Origin of the sequence: Schleiferilactobacillus harbinensis DSM 16991, assembly GCF_000425885.1 — a bacterium.
GTDB classification, from domain to species: Bacteria; Bacillota; Bacilli; order Lactobacillales; family Lactobacillaceae; genus Schleiferilactobacillus; species Schleiferilactobacillus harbinensis.
In genome coordinates, this window is sequence record NZ_AUEH01000024.1 from 1 (window position 1) to 17184 (window position 17184).

15 protein-coding genes and 1 pseudogene are annotated in these 17184 nt (G+C 54.3%); 13 read left to right on the top strand and 3 right to left on the bottom strand.

Going from position 1 to position 17184, the window contains the following annotated elements:
• Nucleotides 1-218: pseudogene (locus H627_RS20490) on the bottom strand (IS4 family transposase); the annotation flags it as partial.
• 226 nt (nucleotides 219-444) lie between these two features.
• On the opposite strand from H627_RS20490, the gene H627_RS0108435 reads away from it, so the two are divergent.
• The 4 genes from H627_RS0108435 to H627_RS0108455 all read left to right on the top strand — a co-directional run bounded on the left by H627_RS0108435 (nucleotide 445) and on the right by H627_RS0108455 (nucleotide 6275).
• A complete protein-coding gene (locus tag H627_RS0108435) occupies nucleotides 445-1587 on the top strand; it encodes an SLAP domain-containing protein (RefSeq protein WP_027828603.1) in 1143 nt (380 codons plus the stop codon).
• Nucleotides 1588-1794: 207 nt separating this feature from the next.
• On the top strand, nucleotides 1795-2652 hold the full coding sequence (locus H627_RS0108440) for a PRD domain-containing protein (RefSeq protein WP_027828604.1): 858 nt from the start codon (nucleotides 1795-1797) through the stop codon (nucleotides 2650-2652).
• Nucleotides 2653-2793: 141 nt separating this feature from the next.
• Entirely contained in the window at nucleotides 2794-4797 is a 2004-nt protein-coding gene (locus tag H627_RS0108450) for a beta-glucoside-specific PTS transporter subunit IIABC (RefSeq protein WP_027828605.1), read from the top strand.
• A 14-nt stretch (nucleotides 4798-4811) separates the two neighbouring features.
• Nucleotides 4812-6275 (top strand): glycoside hydrolase family 1 protein, encoded by a 1464-nt coding sequence (locus tag H627_RS0108455; RefSeq protein WP_027828606.1) that lies wholly within the window; start codon nucleotides 4812-4814, stop codon nucleotides 6273-6275.
• A gap of 95 nt (nucleotides 6276-6370) precedes the next feature.
• Here the strand turns inward: H627_RS0108455 and H627_RS0108460 are convergent, their stop codons facing one another.
• Nucleotides 6371-7507 (bottom strand): ABC transporter ATP-binding protein, encoded by a 1137-nt coding sequence (locus H627_RS0108460; protein ID WP_027828607.1) that lies wholly within the window; start codon nucleotides 7505-7507, stop codon nucleotides 6371-6373.
• Between the two features lie 349 nt (nucleotides 7508-7856).
• On the opposite strand from H627_RS0108460, the gene H627_RS0108465 reads away from it, so the two are divergent.
• The 9 genes from H627_RS0108465 to H627_RS0108505 all read left to right on the top strand — a co-directional run bounded on the left by H627_RS0108465 (nucleotide 7857) and on the right by H627_RS0108505 (nucleotide 15509).
• Nucleotides 7857-8375 carry an NUDIX hydrolase gene (locus tag H627_RS0108465; protein ID WP_027828608.1) on the top strand — a complete coding sequence of 173 codons (519 nt, stop codon included), beginning with the start codon at nucleotides 7857-7859 and terminating at the stop codon, nucleotides 8373-8375.
• The gene (locus H627_RS0108470) at nucleotides 8376-9212 is read left to right on the top strand and encodes a DUF72 domain-containing protein (RefSeq protein ID WP_027828609.1); all 837 of its coding nucleotides are present in this window, start codon (nucleotides 8376-8378) and stop codon (nucleotides 9210-9212) included.
• A 159-nt stretch (nucleotides 9213-9371) separates the two neighbouring features.
• Nucleotides 9372-11408: a methionine--tRNA ligase gene (gene metG, locus H627_RS0108475; RefSeq protein ID WP_027828610.1), complete on the top strand. Its 2037-nt coding sequence runs from the start codon at nucleotides 9372-9374 to the stop codon at nucleotides 11406-11408.
• Nucleotides 11409-11429: 21 nt separating this feature from the next.
• Nucleotides 11430-12215, top strand: a complete 786-nt coding sequence (locus H627_RS0108480) for a TatD family hydrolase (RefSeq protein WP_035440421.1) — start codon at nucleotides 11430-11432, stop codon at nucleotides 12213-12215.
• The gene (gene rnmV / locus H627_RS17610) at nucleotides 12212-12790 is read left to right on the top strand and encodes a ribonuclease M5 (RefSeq protein ID WP_051225299.1); all 579 of its coding nucleotides are present in this window, start codon (nucleotides 12212-12214) and stop codon (nucleotides 12788-12790) included. The genes H627_RS0108480 and rnmV overlap by 4 nt, the downstream gene beginning before the upstream one ends.
• Complete coding sequence (gene rsmA, locus H627_RS0108490) at nucleotides 12783-13652, top strand: 16S rRNA (adenine(1518)-N(6)/adenine(1519)-N(6))-dimethyltransferase RsmA (RefSeq protein ID WP_027828612.1); 870 nt, start codon at nucleotides 12783-12785, stop codon at nucleotides 13650-13652. Before rnmV ends, rsmA begins: the two co-directional genes overlap by 8 nt.
• Nucleotides 13653-13754: 102 nt before the next feature.
• On the top strand, nucleotides 13755-14021 hold the full coding sequence (locus H627_RS0108495) for a Veg family protein (protein ID WP_027828613.1): 267 nt from the start codon (nucleotides 13755-13757) through the stop codon (nucleotides 14019-14021).
• A 223-nt stretch (nucleotides 14022-14244) separates the two neighbouring features.
• Nucleotides 14245-15129, top strand: coding sequence for a 4-(cytidine 5'-diphospho)-2-C-methyl-D-erythritol kinase (ispE, locus tag H627_RS0108500; RefSeq protein ID WP_035440424.1), 885 nt, complete (start codon nucleotides 14245-14247; stop codon nucleotides 15127-15129).
• Nucleotides 15129-15509: an ArsR/SmtB family transcription factor gene (locus H627_RS0108505; RefSeq protein ID WP_051225300.1), complete on the top strand. Its 381-nt coding sequence runs from the start codon at nucleotides 15129-15131 to the stop codon at nucleotides 15507-15509. The genes ispE and H627_RS0108505 overlap by 1 nt, the downstream gene beginning before the upstream one ends.
• 56 nt (nucleotides 15510-15565) lie before the next feature.
• Here H627_RS0108505 and H627_RS0108510 read toward each other — a convergent pair whose 3' ends face one another.
• Nucleotides 15566-17110 (bottom strand): multicopper oxidase family protein, encoded by a 1545-nt coding sequence (locus H627_RS0108510; RefSeq protein ID WP_027828616.1) that lies wholly within the window; start codon nucleotides 17108-17110, stop codon nucleotides 15566-15568.
• Between the last annotated feature and the right edge of the window lie 74 nt (nucleotides 17111-17184).

The window sequence follows — 17184 nt, forward strand, 5'->3', positions numbered from 1 at the left end:
GTCCGAATCGTACAATCCGGATCGGGCATCGCTCGGTAAAGGGAACGGCCCAAAAACTTGGTTTGGATCAGCCATGCCAGCACCTTGGTCAGTGAAATTGATGAGCGTCTTCTAAAATTCGCCTTTTTTGTCAGCTTGCTCAAGCCCACGAGTGACGAAAAACGAAGAATGATGTTCTTAAGTCCCAATTCAGTCCGTGTATGTTCTATAATATTCATGGCGCGGCTCTCCTCTGTATCAGATTTTTGGTCGAATCAAGTATACAACGCAGGAGAGTCTGCGCTTATTTTTTTGCCAAAAAAGCCAGGAACCACGCATGTTTAACGTGATTTCCAGCTTTCAAGTTTCAGTGATCAGATTGTTGCAACCGCTGCTGATACAAGTCAGACAATAATCGACAATCTAGATAAGGCCGAAAAAATTGTCGCAACAACACAAGATCAGTTGGCTGGTTTTGACGCGGCAGGTGCCGATGCGGCAAGTGGTGCACCAGAGAAAACCGATACTGAACTGGCAGACAAGACGCAAGCATACAGAGATGTGTACCATGATGCCTTTAAGCTTGCAGCTAAGCTTATTGAAGCAGATAAGACTAAGAACAGTGCCGATGCCGGGGCGGCGGCAGGTGCGCAAGATGCGCAAGATGGCAAGGCAATGACTGATCTGACAGATAATGGCCCAGATTATCAGACCGCATACAAGCAAGCATATTATGCGTATCAAAAGACCAATGGCACCTATGAGCAGGGCTATGCCGCCGGCCAAGCGGACGCTGCAAAAGGTAGCCAGGAACAAACCGGTGATACTTTTGGTTCCAAGAGTAATGCGTATCGGACTGGATATCATGCTGGTTTTGCTGATACTCGCGGCAATATTCTAGATACCAATGATGCGCGGATACGTTTGCAAACTGCCATTCGCAATGGTCAGGCATTAATCGCCAATCACGCCAGCGAGTATACACCCGCGAATATTCGTATTTTCCAACAGGCCCTTGATGCGGCAACCGGATTATTGAATAAAGATAACGCAACAATCGAACAGTTAGCCCAGGCGGTGACTGATTTGAGTACAGTGGCAGCAACACTGACCAAGCCAACGCAACCAGTAACGCCAACCTATCCCAGCACTACACCGGCGCAAACAGTCGAAATGTTGACTGAATCGCCGGCTTCCGGCATTGCTTACGTCACAGCTCAAGCTGGTATTCCACTATATTCCGACAAGGAAACCATAAACCAAATCGGCCGAACACTGGCCGCCAATTCGTCCTGGAAAATTTTTGGTCAGGTCACCAATAGTGCTGGCACAATCGTGGCATACAATCTCGGTGGCAAGCAGTACGTCAAGGCTAGTGATGTCACACTGACCAATCCGGTGACAAAAGGGACCTTCACCGTGCACTATAGTGACCATCCGACGTGGGGTATCGCGGTTTACAATGGCGCATTGAAGGTGCAAAAAATTATTCCCGCTGGTTCTCGGTGGGTGACTTACGGAAAGAAGACGATCAACGGTCAGGATTATTATAATCTTGGCGGTGATCAATTTGCCCGAGCAGACTATGGTAGCTGGATCGCGGACTAGGGGACTAGGATACGGAACAACAAAACGGCAGTTATTTATTGGCCGCCCATTGACACCGTTTTCATCAGGATGATATACTTTTTTCGAGATGAAGCGTGTCACTGAACTGAGATTCAGGCATTAGCCCACATAGCGTATTTTTGGCGTACCGCGTTGGTATGCCAAAATCCGCCATGTGGGTTTTGTTTTCGGAAGGATGTGACGGCCGTGCTGTTTATCAAGAGCCTCAGCAACAATGTGGCTTTGGTCAAAGATGCCCGCGATCGGGAGTTTGTGGTGATCGGTCGCGGGGTGGGGTTTGGGAAGAAACGGGGCGACGATATTCCGCCGGACATGGTTCAGCGCCGCTTTATCTCGGATGCGCAAAACAATGCGGAATGGCATGAGCTGCAGCATTTTGATCCCCGGGCGGTGACGCTCACGGAAATGATCGTCCGGGCGGCGGAACGGGAGTTGACGGTCCAGTTCAGCCGACACCAGTATTTGGCCTTGGCGGATCACTTGGATCTGGTACTCAAACGGATGCAGCAGTGTCTGGTTTTGACGGATAACGCTATGTCTTGGCAGCTGCGGCGGCTCTATCCCCGGGAGTATGCTCTGGCGAAGCGGCTGGTCCGGCACATTACCAGTTTGGAGAAATATGGGTCATTCACCATAGCCGAGGTACCAGCCTTGGTGCTGCATTTGGTCAATGCGGCCAACAAGCAGGAGCAGGTGCAGGATACGATGGCGATGACCCGGTTGATCGGCGCCGTCATCCAGATTGTGGAACGGGATCAGGGGATGACTCTGGACACGGAGTCGTTCAGTTACAGCCGCTTCTTGGTTCACTTGGAGGCTTTTTTCCGCCATGCGGCTAATCCGGCGGCTGGCGAGGAGGGCGAACCGGTGCGGTTGGATGATGACCTGCTGCAGCTGCTCCAAGAAAAGTATCCCCGCGTCTACCAGACGGTGGGCCGCATCAAACAGTTTTTATACCAGCAGCATCACTGGGTCCTCTCGGAAAACGAGCAGGTCTATCTGACGATTCATATTTGGCGGGTGACCCATGTCCGTCAGGCTTAACAACTGATTATTGGCGTGTTATTGGGCAATGGCCCAAGCATCAGCCAAGACCCGCATCCCGGCGCTGCTGCCAGCAGTTGGTTCGGGCGGTGCAGTCTTGGCTATTTTTATTCTCTTTTTCAAGTAAAGGAGCATTCGATTATGGATTATACCAATCTTTCCCAAGCAATCATTCGCGGCGTCGGCGGCAAGGATAACGTCCGCTCGGTCGTGCACTGCGCCACCCGCCTGCGTTTCAAGTTACGGGACACGAAGCAGGCCCAGACGAAAGTATTAGAACACACCGACGGGGTGATCACCGTGGTCCAGTCCGGCGGTCAGTACCAAGTGGTCATTGGCAATAACGTCGCCGATGTCTACGACAATCTGATCAGTGTCGGCGGCTTTGCCAACGACGGCGCTGTGCCGGACGACGAGGAAGAGGAACATATGCGGTTCATGGACCGGGCCATCGACCTGGTTTCCAGCATTTTCTCCCCCTTGCTCGGTGTGCTGAGTGCGACGGGGATGATCAAGGGATTTGTCGCTATGGCAGTGGCTTTCAAATGGCTGTCCCCGGAGAGCGGAACGTATCAGATCCTCAACGCCATCGGAGATGAATTTTTCTACTTTCTGCCCATCATTCTCGGCTATACTGCGGCGAAGAAATTCAAGCTGGACCATTTTGTCGGCCTGGCCATTGGCGCGACGCTGTGCTATCCGGCTATCGTGGCGATGAATTCCAGCAAGGACACGCTGTTCACCCTATTTTCCGGGACGATTTTCGAATCCTCGATCCACACTACGTTCTTCGGGATTCCCGTGGTGATGATGAACTACACGTCCTCCGTCATTCCGGTGCTGCTGGCCGTTTGGTTTGCGTCGAAGATTCAGAAAGCAGCCCGCAAGATCATCCCGGATGCGGTAAAGACGTTCCTGGTGCCGTTCACGGTATTGCTGATCACGCTGCCGCTGACCCTATTGGTGATCGGTCCGGTGGCGACCTGGACCAGTGTCATCATTTCCCATGTGTGTTTGACCGTGTATAACTTCAGCCCGGTCGTGGCTGGGCTGCTTATGGGCGGTCTATGGCAGATTTTCGTCATGTTCGGGATGCATTGGGGCTTCATTCCAGTGGCGATGACCAATATTGCCACCCAGGGCTTCGATCCGATTTTGGCCCTGACTTTCGCGGCGTCCTTCGCCCAAACCGGGGTGGTGCTGGCGATCACGATGCAGACGAAGAACAAAAAGACTCGCAGTATCGGTATTCCTGCGGTGATTTCTGGTATTTTTGGGATCACCGAACCGGCGATTTACGGGCTGTCTCTGCCGCGCAAACGGCCGTTTACCTTGAGCTGTATCGCAGCGGCAATTGGCGGCGGCGTGCTCGGTTTAGTCGGCAGTGCCAGTTACATGATGGGCGGTCTAGGCATCTTCGGGATTCCCAATAAGCTGAACCCGAAGACCGGCCTGGGCTGGGATTTCTACGGGATGCTCCTGGCCATCGTGGGCGCGTTGATCCTGGGCTTTGTCCTGCAATATCTCTTTGGTCGGAAGTATGTGGATAATGATTTAGAAGAAGGTACCGCAGAGGCGGCGGTCACCCCGGCCGCGCCGGAAGCGGTCGGCAACGTGGCCCTGGCTGTTGCAGGGACAGACGCAGCCCCAGTAGGCGCGGCCTCGGAACAGCCGGCTCATGTCCGGTACAACCAGGCGACTTCCTTAAACAGTCCCTTGAATGGTCAAGTATTGCCCCTGAGTGCAGTGCCGGATACGGTTTTTGCTTCAGAAGCCATGGGGCGGGGTGCCGCTATTGAGCCCACGGCCGGTATCCTGCGCGCCCCTGCCGATGGCACCGTGGCCCTGGTCTTTCCCGGCGGTCACGCCGTGGGCTTGAATACGACGGATGGGGTGGAACTGCTGATGCATATCGGTATGGACACCGTCAATCTGCAGGGCAAGGGCTTCCGCGTGCTGGTCAAAAAGGACGAGGCCGTCACGGTGGGCCAGCCGCTGGTTGAATTTGATATTGAGGCGATCCATGCGGCCGGCTTTTCTGTCACGACGCCGGTGATCGTGACGAACAGTGCGCACTACCACCAAGTGACGGTCACCGATGCGGCGACTGTCACCACGGCTGATACACTGCTCACGCTGGTTTAGGAGAGGACGATACGATGTATAAAACCGATATACCAACAACATTTCCCAAGGATTTTCTGTGGGGCGGCGCGACGGCGGCGAACCAAGTCGAAGGCGGCTGGAATCTGGACGGCAAGGGTTTGACCACGGCTGAAGTGGTGCAAAAGGCGACGGACCGGCTGCATTTTCGCCGCACCCCGGTGACTGCTGACAGTATTGCGGTGGCGGTGGCCGACAAAACGGATACGCTGTATCCCAAACGGCGGGGAATCGATTTCTATCACCACTATCAAGAGGATATTGCGCTGTTCGCCGAAATGGGCTTCAAAGCTTTTCGCCTATCGATCTCCTGGGCGCGGATCTTTCCCAAGGGGGACGACGCTGAACCCAACGAAGCCGGGTTGCGTTTCTATGATGCGGTGTTTGCCGAATGCCGCCGACACGGCATCGAACCAGTGGTCACAATCTCCCATTTTGAGACGCCTTTGGGGCTGACCCTGAAACAGAACGGCTGGGCCAGCCGGGCGACGATCGAGGCCTTTCTGCGGTACACGGCCGTCCTGTTTAACCGGTATAAGGGGATCGTGAAATACTGGCTGACGTTTAACGAGATTAATGCGATTCAAAATGGTACGACCGGGACCGGGGCGGTGGATGCGGACTTGCCCTTGGCAGAGAAAGCGCAGTTGCGCTTCCAAGCGCTGCATCATCAATTTGTGGCCAGCGCTCGGGCCGTCCAACAGGCCCACGCCATCGATCCGGCGGCCAAGGTCGGCTGCATGCTGGCTCGGATGCAGACGTATCCTAAAACCGCCGATCCAGAGGATGTCCGGGCGGCTCAGTTCGCGGACCAGCTGAATTTGTTTTATACCGATGTGCAGGCCCGGGGTGAGTATCCAGAATACATGAATCGCTTTTTCAGCGAAAACAGGGTACAGCTGGTGCTGGCGCCCGATGATGAAGAAATCTTGCGGCAGGGCACCGTGGATTTTATTTCGTTCAGTTACTACATGTCGATGGTTGCCTCACCGGCCCTCAACGTGACCCAATTCCAGGAGGGCTTTGCCCTGGGCGAGAAGAATCCGTATCTGCCAGCCAGCGCGTGGGGGTGGCAGATCGATCCGGTGGGATTGCGGATCTCGCTGAACGAAATGTGGGACCGCTACCGGCTGCCGCTGTTCGTGGTGGAAAACGGACTTGGTGCGGAAGACGAAGTGACCACTGACGGTAAGATCCATGATGACTATCGCATCGACTATCTGCGCGGGCATATTGCTCAGATGAAGGAAGCCATCCGGGACGGAGTCCAGCTGATGGGTTACACGACGTGGGGTCCGATCGACCTGATCAGTGCATCCACGTCGGAAATGTCCAAACGGTACGGCTTTATCTATGTGGATCAAGACGATGATGGCAATGGCACCTTGGCCCGGCTGCGTAAGGATTCGTTTTATTGGTATCAGCAAGTCATTCAGAGCAATGGCGAAAATTTAGCCTAGCAGCACAAAAAAATCGCCGACAAGCATCAGCTTGTCAGCGATTTTTTGATTGACCTAACTGCCAGCGAGGAGGTTCTGGCAGTTACCGGTCGTGATTATTGTTCGTCGTTCGCTGTGGCGCTGGAGTAAATAGCGTCAGTGGTTTCCTTATCGAAGAAGTGGGCCTTGTTGAGGTCGAAGGCCATTTCAACGGTATCGCCAGGCTTGTGGTAATCCCGGGCGTCAACCCGCGCAACGAATTCAGTTTGGTCAACCCGAGCATACAGCATGGATTCGGCACCAAGCAGCTCAGATACGACAACGGTCGTCTTGGCGGTGGCATTCGGGAAGGTCTCGATGAAGGCTTCTTCAGCATGAATATCTTCAGGCCGAACACCCAATACCAGGTCTTTATCGTTATACCCTTGGTCTTCCAAAATCTTCAAACGGCCTTCGGGTACTTCGAGGTCCAGGCCCTTGCCGTCAGCAATATGACCATCCTTCAGATGAACGTTGAAGAAGTTCATGGCAGGGGAACCAATGAATCCGGCAACGAATTCGTTCTTCGGCCGATCATAAACTTCAGCCGGTGTACCAATTTGCTGAACTTTACCCATGGACATAACAACGATCCGGTCCGCCATGGTCATGGCTTCAGTCTGGTCGTGGGTTACATAGATGGTGGTGGTCTTTAACCGTTGATGCAATTTGGCAATTTCTGCCCGCATCGTTACCCGCAGTTTGGCATCCAAGTTAGACAACGGTTCGTCCATCAGGAAGATCGGTGCGTCCCGGACGATGGCCCGGCCCAACGCAACACGCTGCCGTTGACCACCAGACAGAGCCGCTGGCTTACGATCCAAGTAATCCGTCAAGCCCAAGATTTGCGCGGCATCGTCAACCCGCTTCTTGATGTCGGCCTTTTCATATTTCCGCAGCTTCAAGCCGAAGGCCATGTTATCAAACACGGTCATATGCGGATACAAGGCGTAGTTCTGGAAGACCATGGCGATGTCCCGGTCCTTAGGGGCCACATCGTTCATGATTTGGCCACCAATTTTCAGGTCGCCCTTAGAAATATCTTCCAACCCGGCAATCATCCGCAGGGTGGTTGACTTACCACACCCGGACGGGCCTACGAAAACGATGAATTCTCGGTCTTCAATGTGCAGATCAAAGTCAGCAACGGCGTAGACGCCTTCCTCGGCATCTGGGTATTCCTTATAAATGTGGTCCAAATCAACTTTTACCATAATTTGTGTCTCCTTTACTTGTTTACGTTTACATCATAATTGAAACCGATTGCAGTGACAATGACCAACCCGCTCAAAGATACCCTAGGGTTTTGTGCAATGTGACCAAGAGAGAGGGCGAAGGCGACCGCTCAGAAGCGTAGGGATAAGGACGGCAAGGCACAAACCCTGGTTTTGGGTTTTTGCCTTGCCGTCCTTATCCCCCAGCTTCTGGTCGCCTGAGCCCGTTTAGGCGAAGGCTGTTGCTAAGCTGCTGTCGGCCGGAGCCCGTTTAGGGGAGGCAGCCAGCCTTTCCTTTTCCCTCAATTTGTCTTCTAATAGATATAGCAGACAGAAAGGGTGGTATCTCATGGCAAAATATCGTTACACACTCGCACTGATTACCGACGGTCGGCAGGTCCTCATGTTGAATCGCTTCAAATCCCCGTATCCCGGTCTATGGAACGGCATCGGCGGTAAAGTTGAAGCCGGTGAAACACCGGTGGCTGCGGCAACTCGGGAGATTCTGGAAGAAACAACGATTGCAACGGCCGACTACGACATCAGCCAATTGGGCCTGATGGATTGGTACGTTGATGGGACGTTCCGCGACGGCATCTACCTATTCAAGGCACAATTGCAGGAACCCATCGTGAAATCCCGTTATCCCCAGTGGATGCGTGAGGGTATTTTACAACCCTTCAGTCCCGAATGGCTGACTCGGGCGGATAACACCGGCGTCGTGGCCGATGTCCAGCGGCTGATTCCCCAGATGATGGATGCTGACGCAATTTATGTCCACACGGATTTTGTGGATGAACGTTTGACGGATTTCACCCTATTGGATCCAGCCAGTGTGGCCCGAGATAATGAAGGGAATTTGGTGTAAATGGCAATTACAATTGGTTTGACCACGTGGACGGAACATCCCAGTCTGCTTGGCGGCACGAAAAAACTCACCTTGAGCGAATATGCCGGATTCTTTCCCGTCGTGGAAGTCGACACGGCATTCTATGCGATTCCTAAGCCTCTCGTCGTCCATAACTGGCGCTTGCAAGTGCCAGCGTCTTTTCAATTCATTGTGAAAGCCAACGGAATCATTACCAAGCACGAACGGGTGACGGAATTTGACTTGCCGGCGACGGTCAACGCCTTTCGCGCGGCCTTCCAGGAATTGCATGACCATGGGCAATTGCAGGCCGTCTTGCTGCAATTCCCGCCTTTCTTCACGGTCAGTCGAGAAAATATTTTGTATCTTCGCCAGCTGCGCGATTTATTCGGCGATTGGCCGCTGACGGTGGAGTGGCGGAACAATACGTGGTATAAACCCGCGCTCGTCAAAGAAAGTATGTTGCTGTTGCAAGAACTGCATATGAGCCTGACCATCGCCGATGAACCGGCGACCCAGGGCAACAGCGTGCCGTTTTATCCCGCGGTGACAGACCAGCAGCAGGCCTTTTTCCGTCTCCACGGCCGTAATTTAGCCGGTTGGCAAAATCCCGGCGCCGGCTGGCGGCGTAAGCGGACGCTGTACCGCTACAACGACCAAGAACTCCACGAAATCGCTGCCGCAGTCCAAAAGGTCGCTGCCCAAGCCCAGACCACGACAATTATCTTCAACAACAATGCCGGCGGCGACGCGGCGGATAACGCGCTGATGCTGCAAAAGATTCTCGGGTTATCATTCACTGACCTGAATCCGCGCCAATTGGGATTCGATATATAACCAACGTTCTATAGTAGCGGCTTTCTATCTAAGCAGTTAGCTGCCGCCTAGGACGTGCTATACTATTCCCATGTGTCAAACCAAGTATCACTTATAAAGGCAGACCGGGCGGGGCTCATTTCCCCGTTGGCGGCAACCGTCTATGGAGGCTCTATTTTAATGTCTGAAGCAAAACCCACTTTCTATATCACGACGCCCATCTACTACCCGTCTGGGCAATTACACATTGGCAATTCCTACACCACCATCGCTGCCGATACGCTGGCGCGCTATAAACGGATGCGCGGTTACGACGTTTTCTTCCTCACCGGCACCGACGAACATGGCCTGAAGATCGAACAGAAGGCCGAAGCACTGCATATGTCGCCCCAGGAATATGTGGACGGCATGGCGGCCGATATCAAGAAGCTGTGGCGGATGCTGGACATCTCCAACGACAAGTTCATTCGGACCACAGATGATTACCACGTCAAAGCGGTCCAAAAAATCGTTGAGCAGCTGATCAAGCAAGGCGACGTCTATCTGGGCGAGTATGTCGGCTGGTATTCCGTGGACGACGAGGAATACTTCACCGAGACCCAATTGGCCGAAGTTTACCGGGACAAGGATGGCAAGGTCATCGGCGGCAAGGCCCCCTCTGGTCACGACGTCCAGCTGGTCAAGGAAGAATCTTATTTCTTCAAGATGAGCAAATATGCCGATTGGCTGCTGCAATACTACAAGGATCATCCCCACTTCATTCAACCCGAGTCCCGCAAGAATGAGATGATCAATAACTTCATCAAGCCCGGCTTGGAAGACCTAGCCATGTCCCGGACCAGCTTCAATTGGGGGGTGCCGATTCCCAGCAACCCGAAGCACGTGGTGTACGTCTGGGTTGACGCGCTGCTCAACTATATTACCGCGCTGGGTTACGGCAGCGATGATGATTCCTTATTTAAGAAATACTGGCCGGCAGATGTTCAATTCGTGGGGAAAGAAATTGTCCGCTTCCACACGATTTATTGGCCGATCATTCTCCATGCGCTGGGGTTGCCATTGCCCAAGCAGGTATACGGCCATGGCTGGCTGTTGATGAAAGACGGCAAGATGTCCAAGTCTAAGGGCAACGTCGTTTATCCGGAAATGCTGGTCAAGCGTTACGGTTTGGATGCCCTGCGCTATTACTTAATGCGCGCTTTCCCGTTCGGCAGCGACGGTGTCTTCACCCCGGAGGACTTCATCGACCGGATCAATTATGACCTGGCTAACGATTTGGGCAACCTGCTCAATCGGACGATCGCGATGATCAACAAATATCGTGATGGCCATGTGCCGACGGATCTGTCCAGTCAAACCGAGGTCGATGATGATCTGGTTGCCACAGCCAGCGATGTCTTGGTGGCTTACGACGACGACATGAACCACTTCCGCTTCCCCAATGCGTTGGATGAAGTCTGGCGCCTGATCAACCGGGCCAACAAGTACATTGACGAAACTGAACCGTGGAAGCTCGCCAAGAGCGATAAGACCGCCAAGGCCCTGGACAGTGTCCTGGCCCATTTGGCGGAATCCCTGCGGCTCGTCGCCGTGCTGGTGGCGCCAGTGATGACCCATACGCCGAAAGAAATGTTTGCCCAGCTGGGTCTGGCCGACGCCGATCCGGCCGTCGCGGACAAGCCGGAGTGGGGCGCATTTCCGGCCGGCATCACGGTGACCGATCACGCCGAACCGATTTTCCCGCGGCTGGATGCCGATGTCGAGGTCAACTACATCAAGCAGCAGATGCGCGCTGAACAGAAGGATTCTAGTGCTGTGGTTGAGGATTTGAATGAACAGAAATCCGGCAAGTTCGACGTTTTGGCCACAGATTTGCATAATATGAAGGACCAGATCGATTTCGATACGTTCGACAAGACCGAGATTCGGGTGGCCCAAATCATCAACGTGGCCAAAGTGGCCCACGCTGATAAGCTGCTGAAGTTCGAATTGGACGCTGGCGATCCTACCCATCGGCAAATCATTTCCGGCATCGCCGCGTATTATCCGGACTTCCAATCCTTAGTCGGGAAGAAAGTTCTGGCAGTCGTTAACTTGGCCCCCCGCAAGCTGCGGGGCGAGCTTAGCCAGGGCATGCTGCTGTCTGCGGAGCATGACGGTAAGATCCAGTTGTTGACGGTTCCGGACAGCTTGACTAACGGCTCGTTAGTCGGGTAATGCAGAAAGTAGGAAATCACGATCGTTTCTTTATTTGATTCCCATACCCATTTGAATGATTCCGCGTTTGCGGGGCACGAGGCCGACTATGTCGCCCGGGCTGCTGAGCGCGGAGTGACCCATATGGCGATCGTGGGCAGTGACGCCGAGCTAAACCAGGGAGCCCTGGATTTGGCTCGGCGTTTTGCCCATCTTTACGCCGTTGTGGGCTGGCATCCGGAGAGTGCCCGGCTGTATACGCCGGCCGCTGAAAAGGTGCTGCGCAGCCAGCTGGCCCAACCGAAGACCGTGGCCATCGGCGAAATCGGGCTGGACTATCACTGGGACTCCAGCCCGCACCCGGTCCAGCGCCAAGTCTTTGCCCGCCAGCTGGCGTTGGCTGCCGAATTGCACCAACCCGTGGTGATCCATACCCGGGAGGCGATGCAGGACACGTACGATATTTTACGCCGCAGTGCCGTGACAGAATTTGGCGGCATCATGCACAGCTTCAACGGCGGTCCAGAGTGGGCGGAGAAGTTTCTGGCGCTGGGCATGTACGTTTCTTTCAGCGGTGTGGTGACGTATAAAAATGCCCAGGACGTTCAAGCCAGTGCTCAGTTGGTGCCGGCGGACCGGTTGCTGGTGGAGACTGACGCACCGTATTTAGCCCCGCTGCCCCATCGCGGCGAACGCAACGAACCAGCGTTTACCGCGGATACAGCCGCCTTTTTGGCCCAGCTGCGGGATGTCCCCGCGGATACGCTGGCGGCCCAGACCTTTGCCAATACCGAACGGATTTTTCGGATCACGGAGGTACCAGCATGATCAAAGAAGTGATCATCGTGGAAGGGCGTGACGACACCAAACGGCTCCAGGAAGCCCTGGGGCCGGTGGATACCATTGAGACCCACGGCTTTGCCCTGCCGCCGGATACACTGGCGGCGATCAAAGAAGCCCAGGCCAAGCGGGGGATCATTATCTTCACGGATCCTGATCATCCCGGGGAGAAGATCCGCCGCCAGATCCTGGCTGCCGTCCCCGATGCCAAACAAGCTTTTTTGCCCCGCCAGGCCGGGATCCCGGTGAAGCAGGGGACCATCGGCGTTGAGCACGCCAGCAATGCGACAATTCGCGCTGCTTTGGCTCAGGTGTACACGCCGGTGAGCCAGCCGAATACCGCCGATCCAGTCACCGAGGAGGACCTGCTCCACCTTGGGCTGACTGGCACGCCCAATGCTGCGGCGTTGCGCAATTACGTGGCTGACACCCTGCACCTGGGCCACGTGAACGGCAAACAACTATTGAAACGGCTCCACGCTTTCGCCATTACCCCGGCCCAGTTGGGGGCGACAGTGCGCGCGTGGCCTGGAACAGACAGAAAGGATACTATCCATGACTGACGATTTGCGGATTTCTGATCCGGCCCGGACGCGGGAGATTATGGCCCAGTATCACCTGCGGCCGAAGAAGAGCCTCGGCCAGAACTTCTTGACGAACGGGCGGGTGCTGCAAGATATTGTTGATGCTGCCGAGCTGACCAAGCAGGATGCAGTGATTGAGATCGGCCCAGGGATCGGCGCGTTGACCGAATACCTCGCCCAGGCAGCGGGGCACGTCACAGCCTTCGAGCTGGACCAGCGTTTGCTGCCGGTGTTGGCAGACACCCTGCATGACTATACGAATATTGACATCGTCCACCAGGATATCCTGGCTGCTACCCCGGCTCAGTTATCGGCCCTGGCCCCCGAATTGAACATTGTCGCTAATCTGCCGTACTATGTGACGACGCCGATCTTGATGCATTTCCTAGAAAGCGGCCTGCCGATTCGGCGGATGGTGATGATGATGCAAAAGGAAGTGGCCGATCGAATCACCGCGGCACCAGGGGGCAAAGAATACGGCTCACTGAGTATTGCTGTGCAGATTCGGACTAAGGCCCGGATCGCCATGACCGTTTCCCACACGGCATTCAATCCGCCGCCCAAAGTGGATTCCGCCGTCGTAGTCTTTGACTTCCTGACCGAACCGCTCGTCCCGGCAGCGGATCAGGCGTACTTCAATCAAGTTGTGACCGCCAGCTTTGCTCAGCGGCGAAAAACGATCATGAACAATCTGCTGAATTGGTACGGCAAGACGCCGGCACATCGCGCCATATTGACTGCTGCATTTTCTCAGGCAGGCGTTGCGCCAACCGCTCGGGCTGAAACTGTTTCCATTGCGGAATTTATAGTGTTGAGTAAAAAGTTATCCGAACAAAAATGAGATACTGCTTAAAATAAATCGCGATTTCGCCTCATTATTTTTTGAATTTATTGACTTTATTTCATTGAACAGGTATAATGAAGGTCATTGAGGGGTGAGTCGATGCCAATTACAATCGCGAATATCAAACATCGTTTGGATGAGCGTTTGGGCGACAATTTAACCGTTGTGGCTCAGGCAGGACGGAAAAAGATCACGCGACGCCACGGGATTTTGAAGGAAACCTATCCAGCGGTGTTCGTCGTAGATCTAGACCCGGCGACCAATGCGTTCAAACGCGTATCTTATACCTACACGGATCTGTTGACCAAGTCCATCGAAATAAACTTCGATGATGGCACAGCCAATACGAATAAAACGACATGTTAACCAAATGATGTTTCTTGGGTGCGGCTTCAAGGCGCGCCTTTTTTTGTATCTGGGTTTGGGCTAAGAGTGGGAACAATCGATTGTCATGCAGTTTCTGCGTATCTGGTGCTGCAGCTTGCGGAGCACTTGGTACGGCAGTAGAAGGCCCATTTTCAACCTTGTTCGGTGGCATCGCCTCTTATAATTCGATATAATAGCTACAATAAAGACTGCGGTGGAGACTATGAGCGAAATAATGGAACGGGCAGCCGCCAAGATCAATCTGTCGCTGGACGCCCTCTATGTCCACGCAGACGGATTGCATGAATGGGAAATGGTGATGACCTGTGTTGACCTGCACGATACGATCCACCTCACGCCTCGGGCGGACGGTCGGATACGCGTGCGCACAGACAGCCTGTTTTTACCCGAAGACAGCCGCAACTTGGCGTATCGGGCGGCGGTGCTCTTGCAACAACGATATGCCCCGGATGCCGGGGTGACCATCGACATTGAAAAACATATTCCGGTTTCAGCTGGAATGGGCGGCGGGTCCGCGGATGCCGCCGCGGTTTTGCGTGCCTTGAATCGCCTCTGGCAGTTGGGCCTCGACCGAGCGGCGTTAGCCCGATTGGGTCTCACACTGGATTCCGATGTGCCGTTTTGCGTTTATAGCGAAACAGCCCTGGTCACTGGCCGGGGCGAGATCATCCACCCCTTGGGCCAAACCCCGGATTGCTGGGTGGTGATTGCCAAACCGCCGGTGCCAGTGTCGACGCCGCAAATATTGAATGAGGCCGCTCGGCCGGAGCGCTTGCCCCATCCGGATACCCAGCGGGTGATTGCCGGCATCCAGGCCCAGAATCTGCCGCTGATGGCCGGCGGCATGGGCAATGCACTGGAAACTATCACGGAGGATAAAATTCCGGAGATTCGCCGGATCCGCCAAAAGATGCGTCAATTCGGTGCGCTGACGGCACAAATGACCGGCACCGGTCCGACCGTTTTTGGCATCGCCGCCACCCATAGCCGGGCTCAGCGTATTTATAACGGCTTGCGGGGCTTTGTCCCGGAAGTCTATGTTGTCCGTCCTCTCAAACGCCAAACAAAGGAAGTTACAGCAGAATAATGGCAAAGAAAAAGAGTAAAGCAGAACAAGTCAAGAAAATTCAAGAACGTACCGCCGCTGAGTTCCGCTCGGATATCGGCCATCTGAATGCCTTGGCCAGTCCCGCCCGGCAGAAGCTGCTGCTCCTGCTGGGGGATAAGTCAGATCATGGGCTGACAGTGAATGAATTGGCCGACGAGATCAAAATGTCGCAGCCCGCAACCTCACACCACTTGAAGATCCTCAAGGATATCGGCATGATCGATGCGTACAAAGAGAAGAACAAGGTGTATTATTATTTGACCTTGGACGACACGATCAAACGCCTGCAAGCCATTCACGATGTGCTCCAGGACCGGGTCCAATTTATCGAGCGGCCGGGCGATAAAAACACGCAGTAACCAAAAAAAGCAGATTTCCCAGCAATCGAGAAATCTGCTTTTCTGTTGGGCAGCTGTTACATGTGCATGCCCATCTTTTTATACGAGTTCATGGCGCCGATCCACATCTCATCCATGCTGACGCCGCGTTCTTTGGCGAAGGCCGTCATCAACGTGTGGTGATCCATTAGTTTGTACTTGGGCCGCGGCTCGCTGGGGTCGATGACTTCGATCTGAGCCATCATCCCGCCGTCTTCATGTTCCAAAATATGGCAGTGATACATGTAGACACCGGCAAAGTCAAACTTCATCGCGAAGCGGACGTGCTCGCCGGGATTCACCCCGACGGTATCTTTCCATCCATATTCGTTGGGATACGGATCATGACCGTCCCGGGAAATAATCTGGAATTGCCCGCCGTGGATATGGAACGGGTGAATCATGCCGCCGTGCATATCGTTGGTGTTGGTGACGTCCCAGATTTCCGTGACACCCAGGTCTTGAGTGCTGTCGATGCGCTGCATATCGAATTTCTTGCCATCGATTTCCACCGCTTCATCCATGCCGGACATGACAACTTTGTGAATCGGCAGCCCTGGGGTTGCTTGCAGCCGGGGAATGTCCGCCAATTTCTCGGGCAGTTCACCATGACCGTTATCATTTTTGGCCTTGATGCGGAAAGTCAGCAACGGCACATCGTCGGAATAAAGGGCAACCGTATCGCCCACGGCATAGTCGCTGAAGTCTACGACGATCTCGGCCCGCTCAGCACAGGTCAGCATCAAATGGGTGAAATAGACCGGGCTGGGTAAAATACCGCCATCGGAAGCCACTTGCGCAAACTCATGGTTGTCGCCGAAGTGCAGCCGCCATTCCCGGCGGTTGGCGCCATCCAGCAGGCGCAGGCGCACCCGGGTGGTGGTCACGTCAAAGTACGGGTTGACCGTTCCGTTGATTACGGCCGTGGGCCCCTGGACGCCATCGGGATCGTAATCCGCTTGGTAATCCCATTGATTATCCTGATTGAAATGCCGATCCTGTAAGACGACGGGGATGTCATCCACGCCATAGTTGCGGGGCAAGGGCAGCTTTGCTTCTTCAGCATCTTGCACCAAGACCATCGCGGCCAAACCGTGATAGACTTGGACCGCCGTTTCGGGACACGGGTGGGCATGGAGCCACAGTGTGGCCGCCGGCTGTTTCACCGTGAACTGAATGTCCTTGGTTTCGCCCGGATAGACCGGGGCGTGGCAGCCGCCGTCAACATAGGGCCCTGGCACATTCAAGCCGTGCCAGTGGAACGTGGTCAATTCCGGCAGGTCATTCTTCAGGTGGATGGTCACATCCTGGCCTTCTTTGAAGACAATCGTCTGGCCCAGCACGTTAGCGTCATAGCCCCACGTTTTGGTCGGCTTGCCTGGCAGCATCTGCACTTCGCCAGTGCGAGCGGTTACGGTATATTCCACGTGGTTGGCGTCCTCGCTATCGGCGGGATGCAGCGCCGGAATGGCCAGCGGCTTAGCCGGTGCGTCATGATTGACGGTCAGCGGAACATAGCCCCCATCCAACGTGTTGAAAGCACTCTTGTCGAAAAAGTAATCCGTGTACGTCTTATGTGCCATTGAACTCTTCCTTTCTTAGGAACCTCAGTACATACTCTAGTATATTATAATGGTTATCGATTGTTAACGGATAC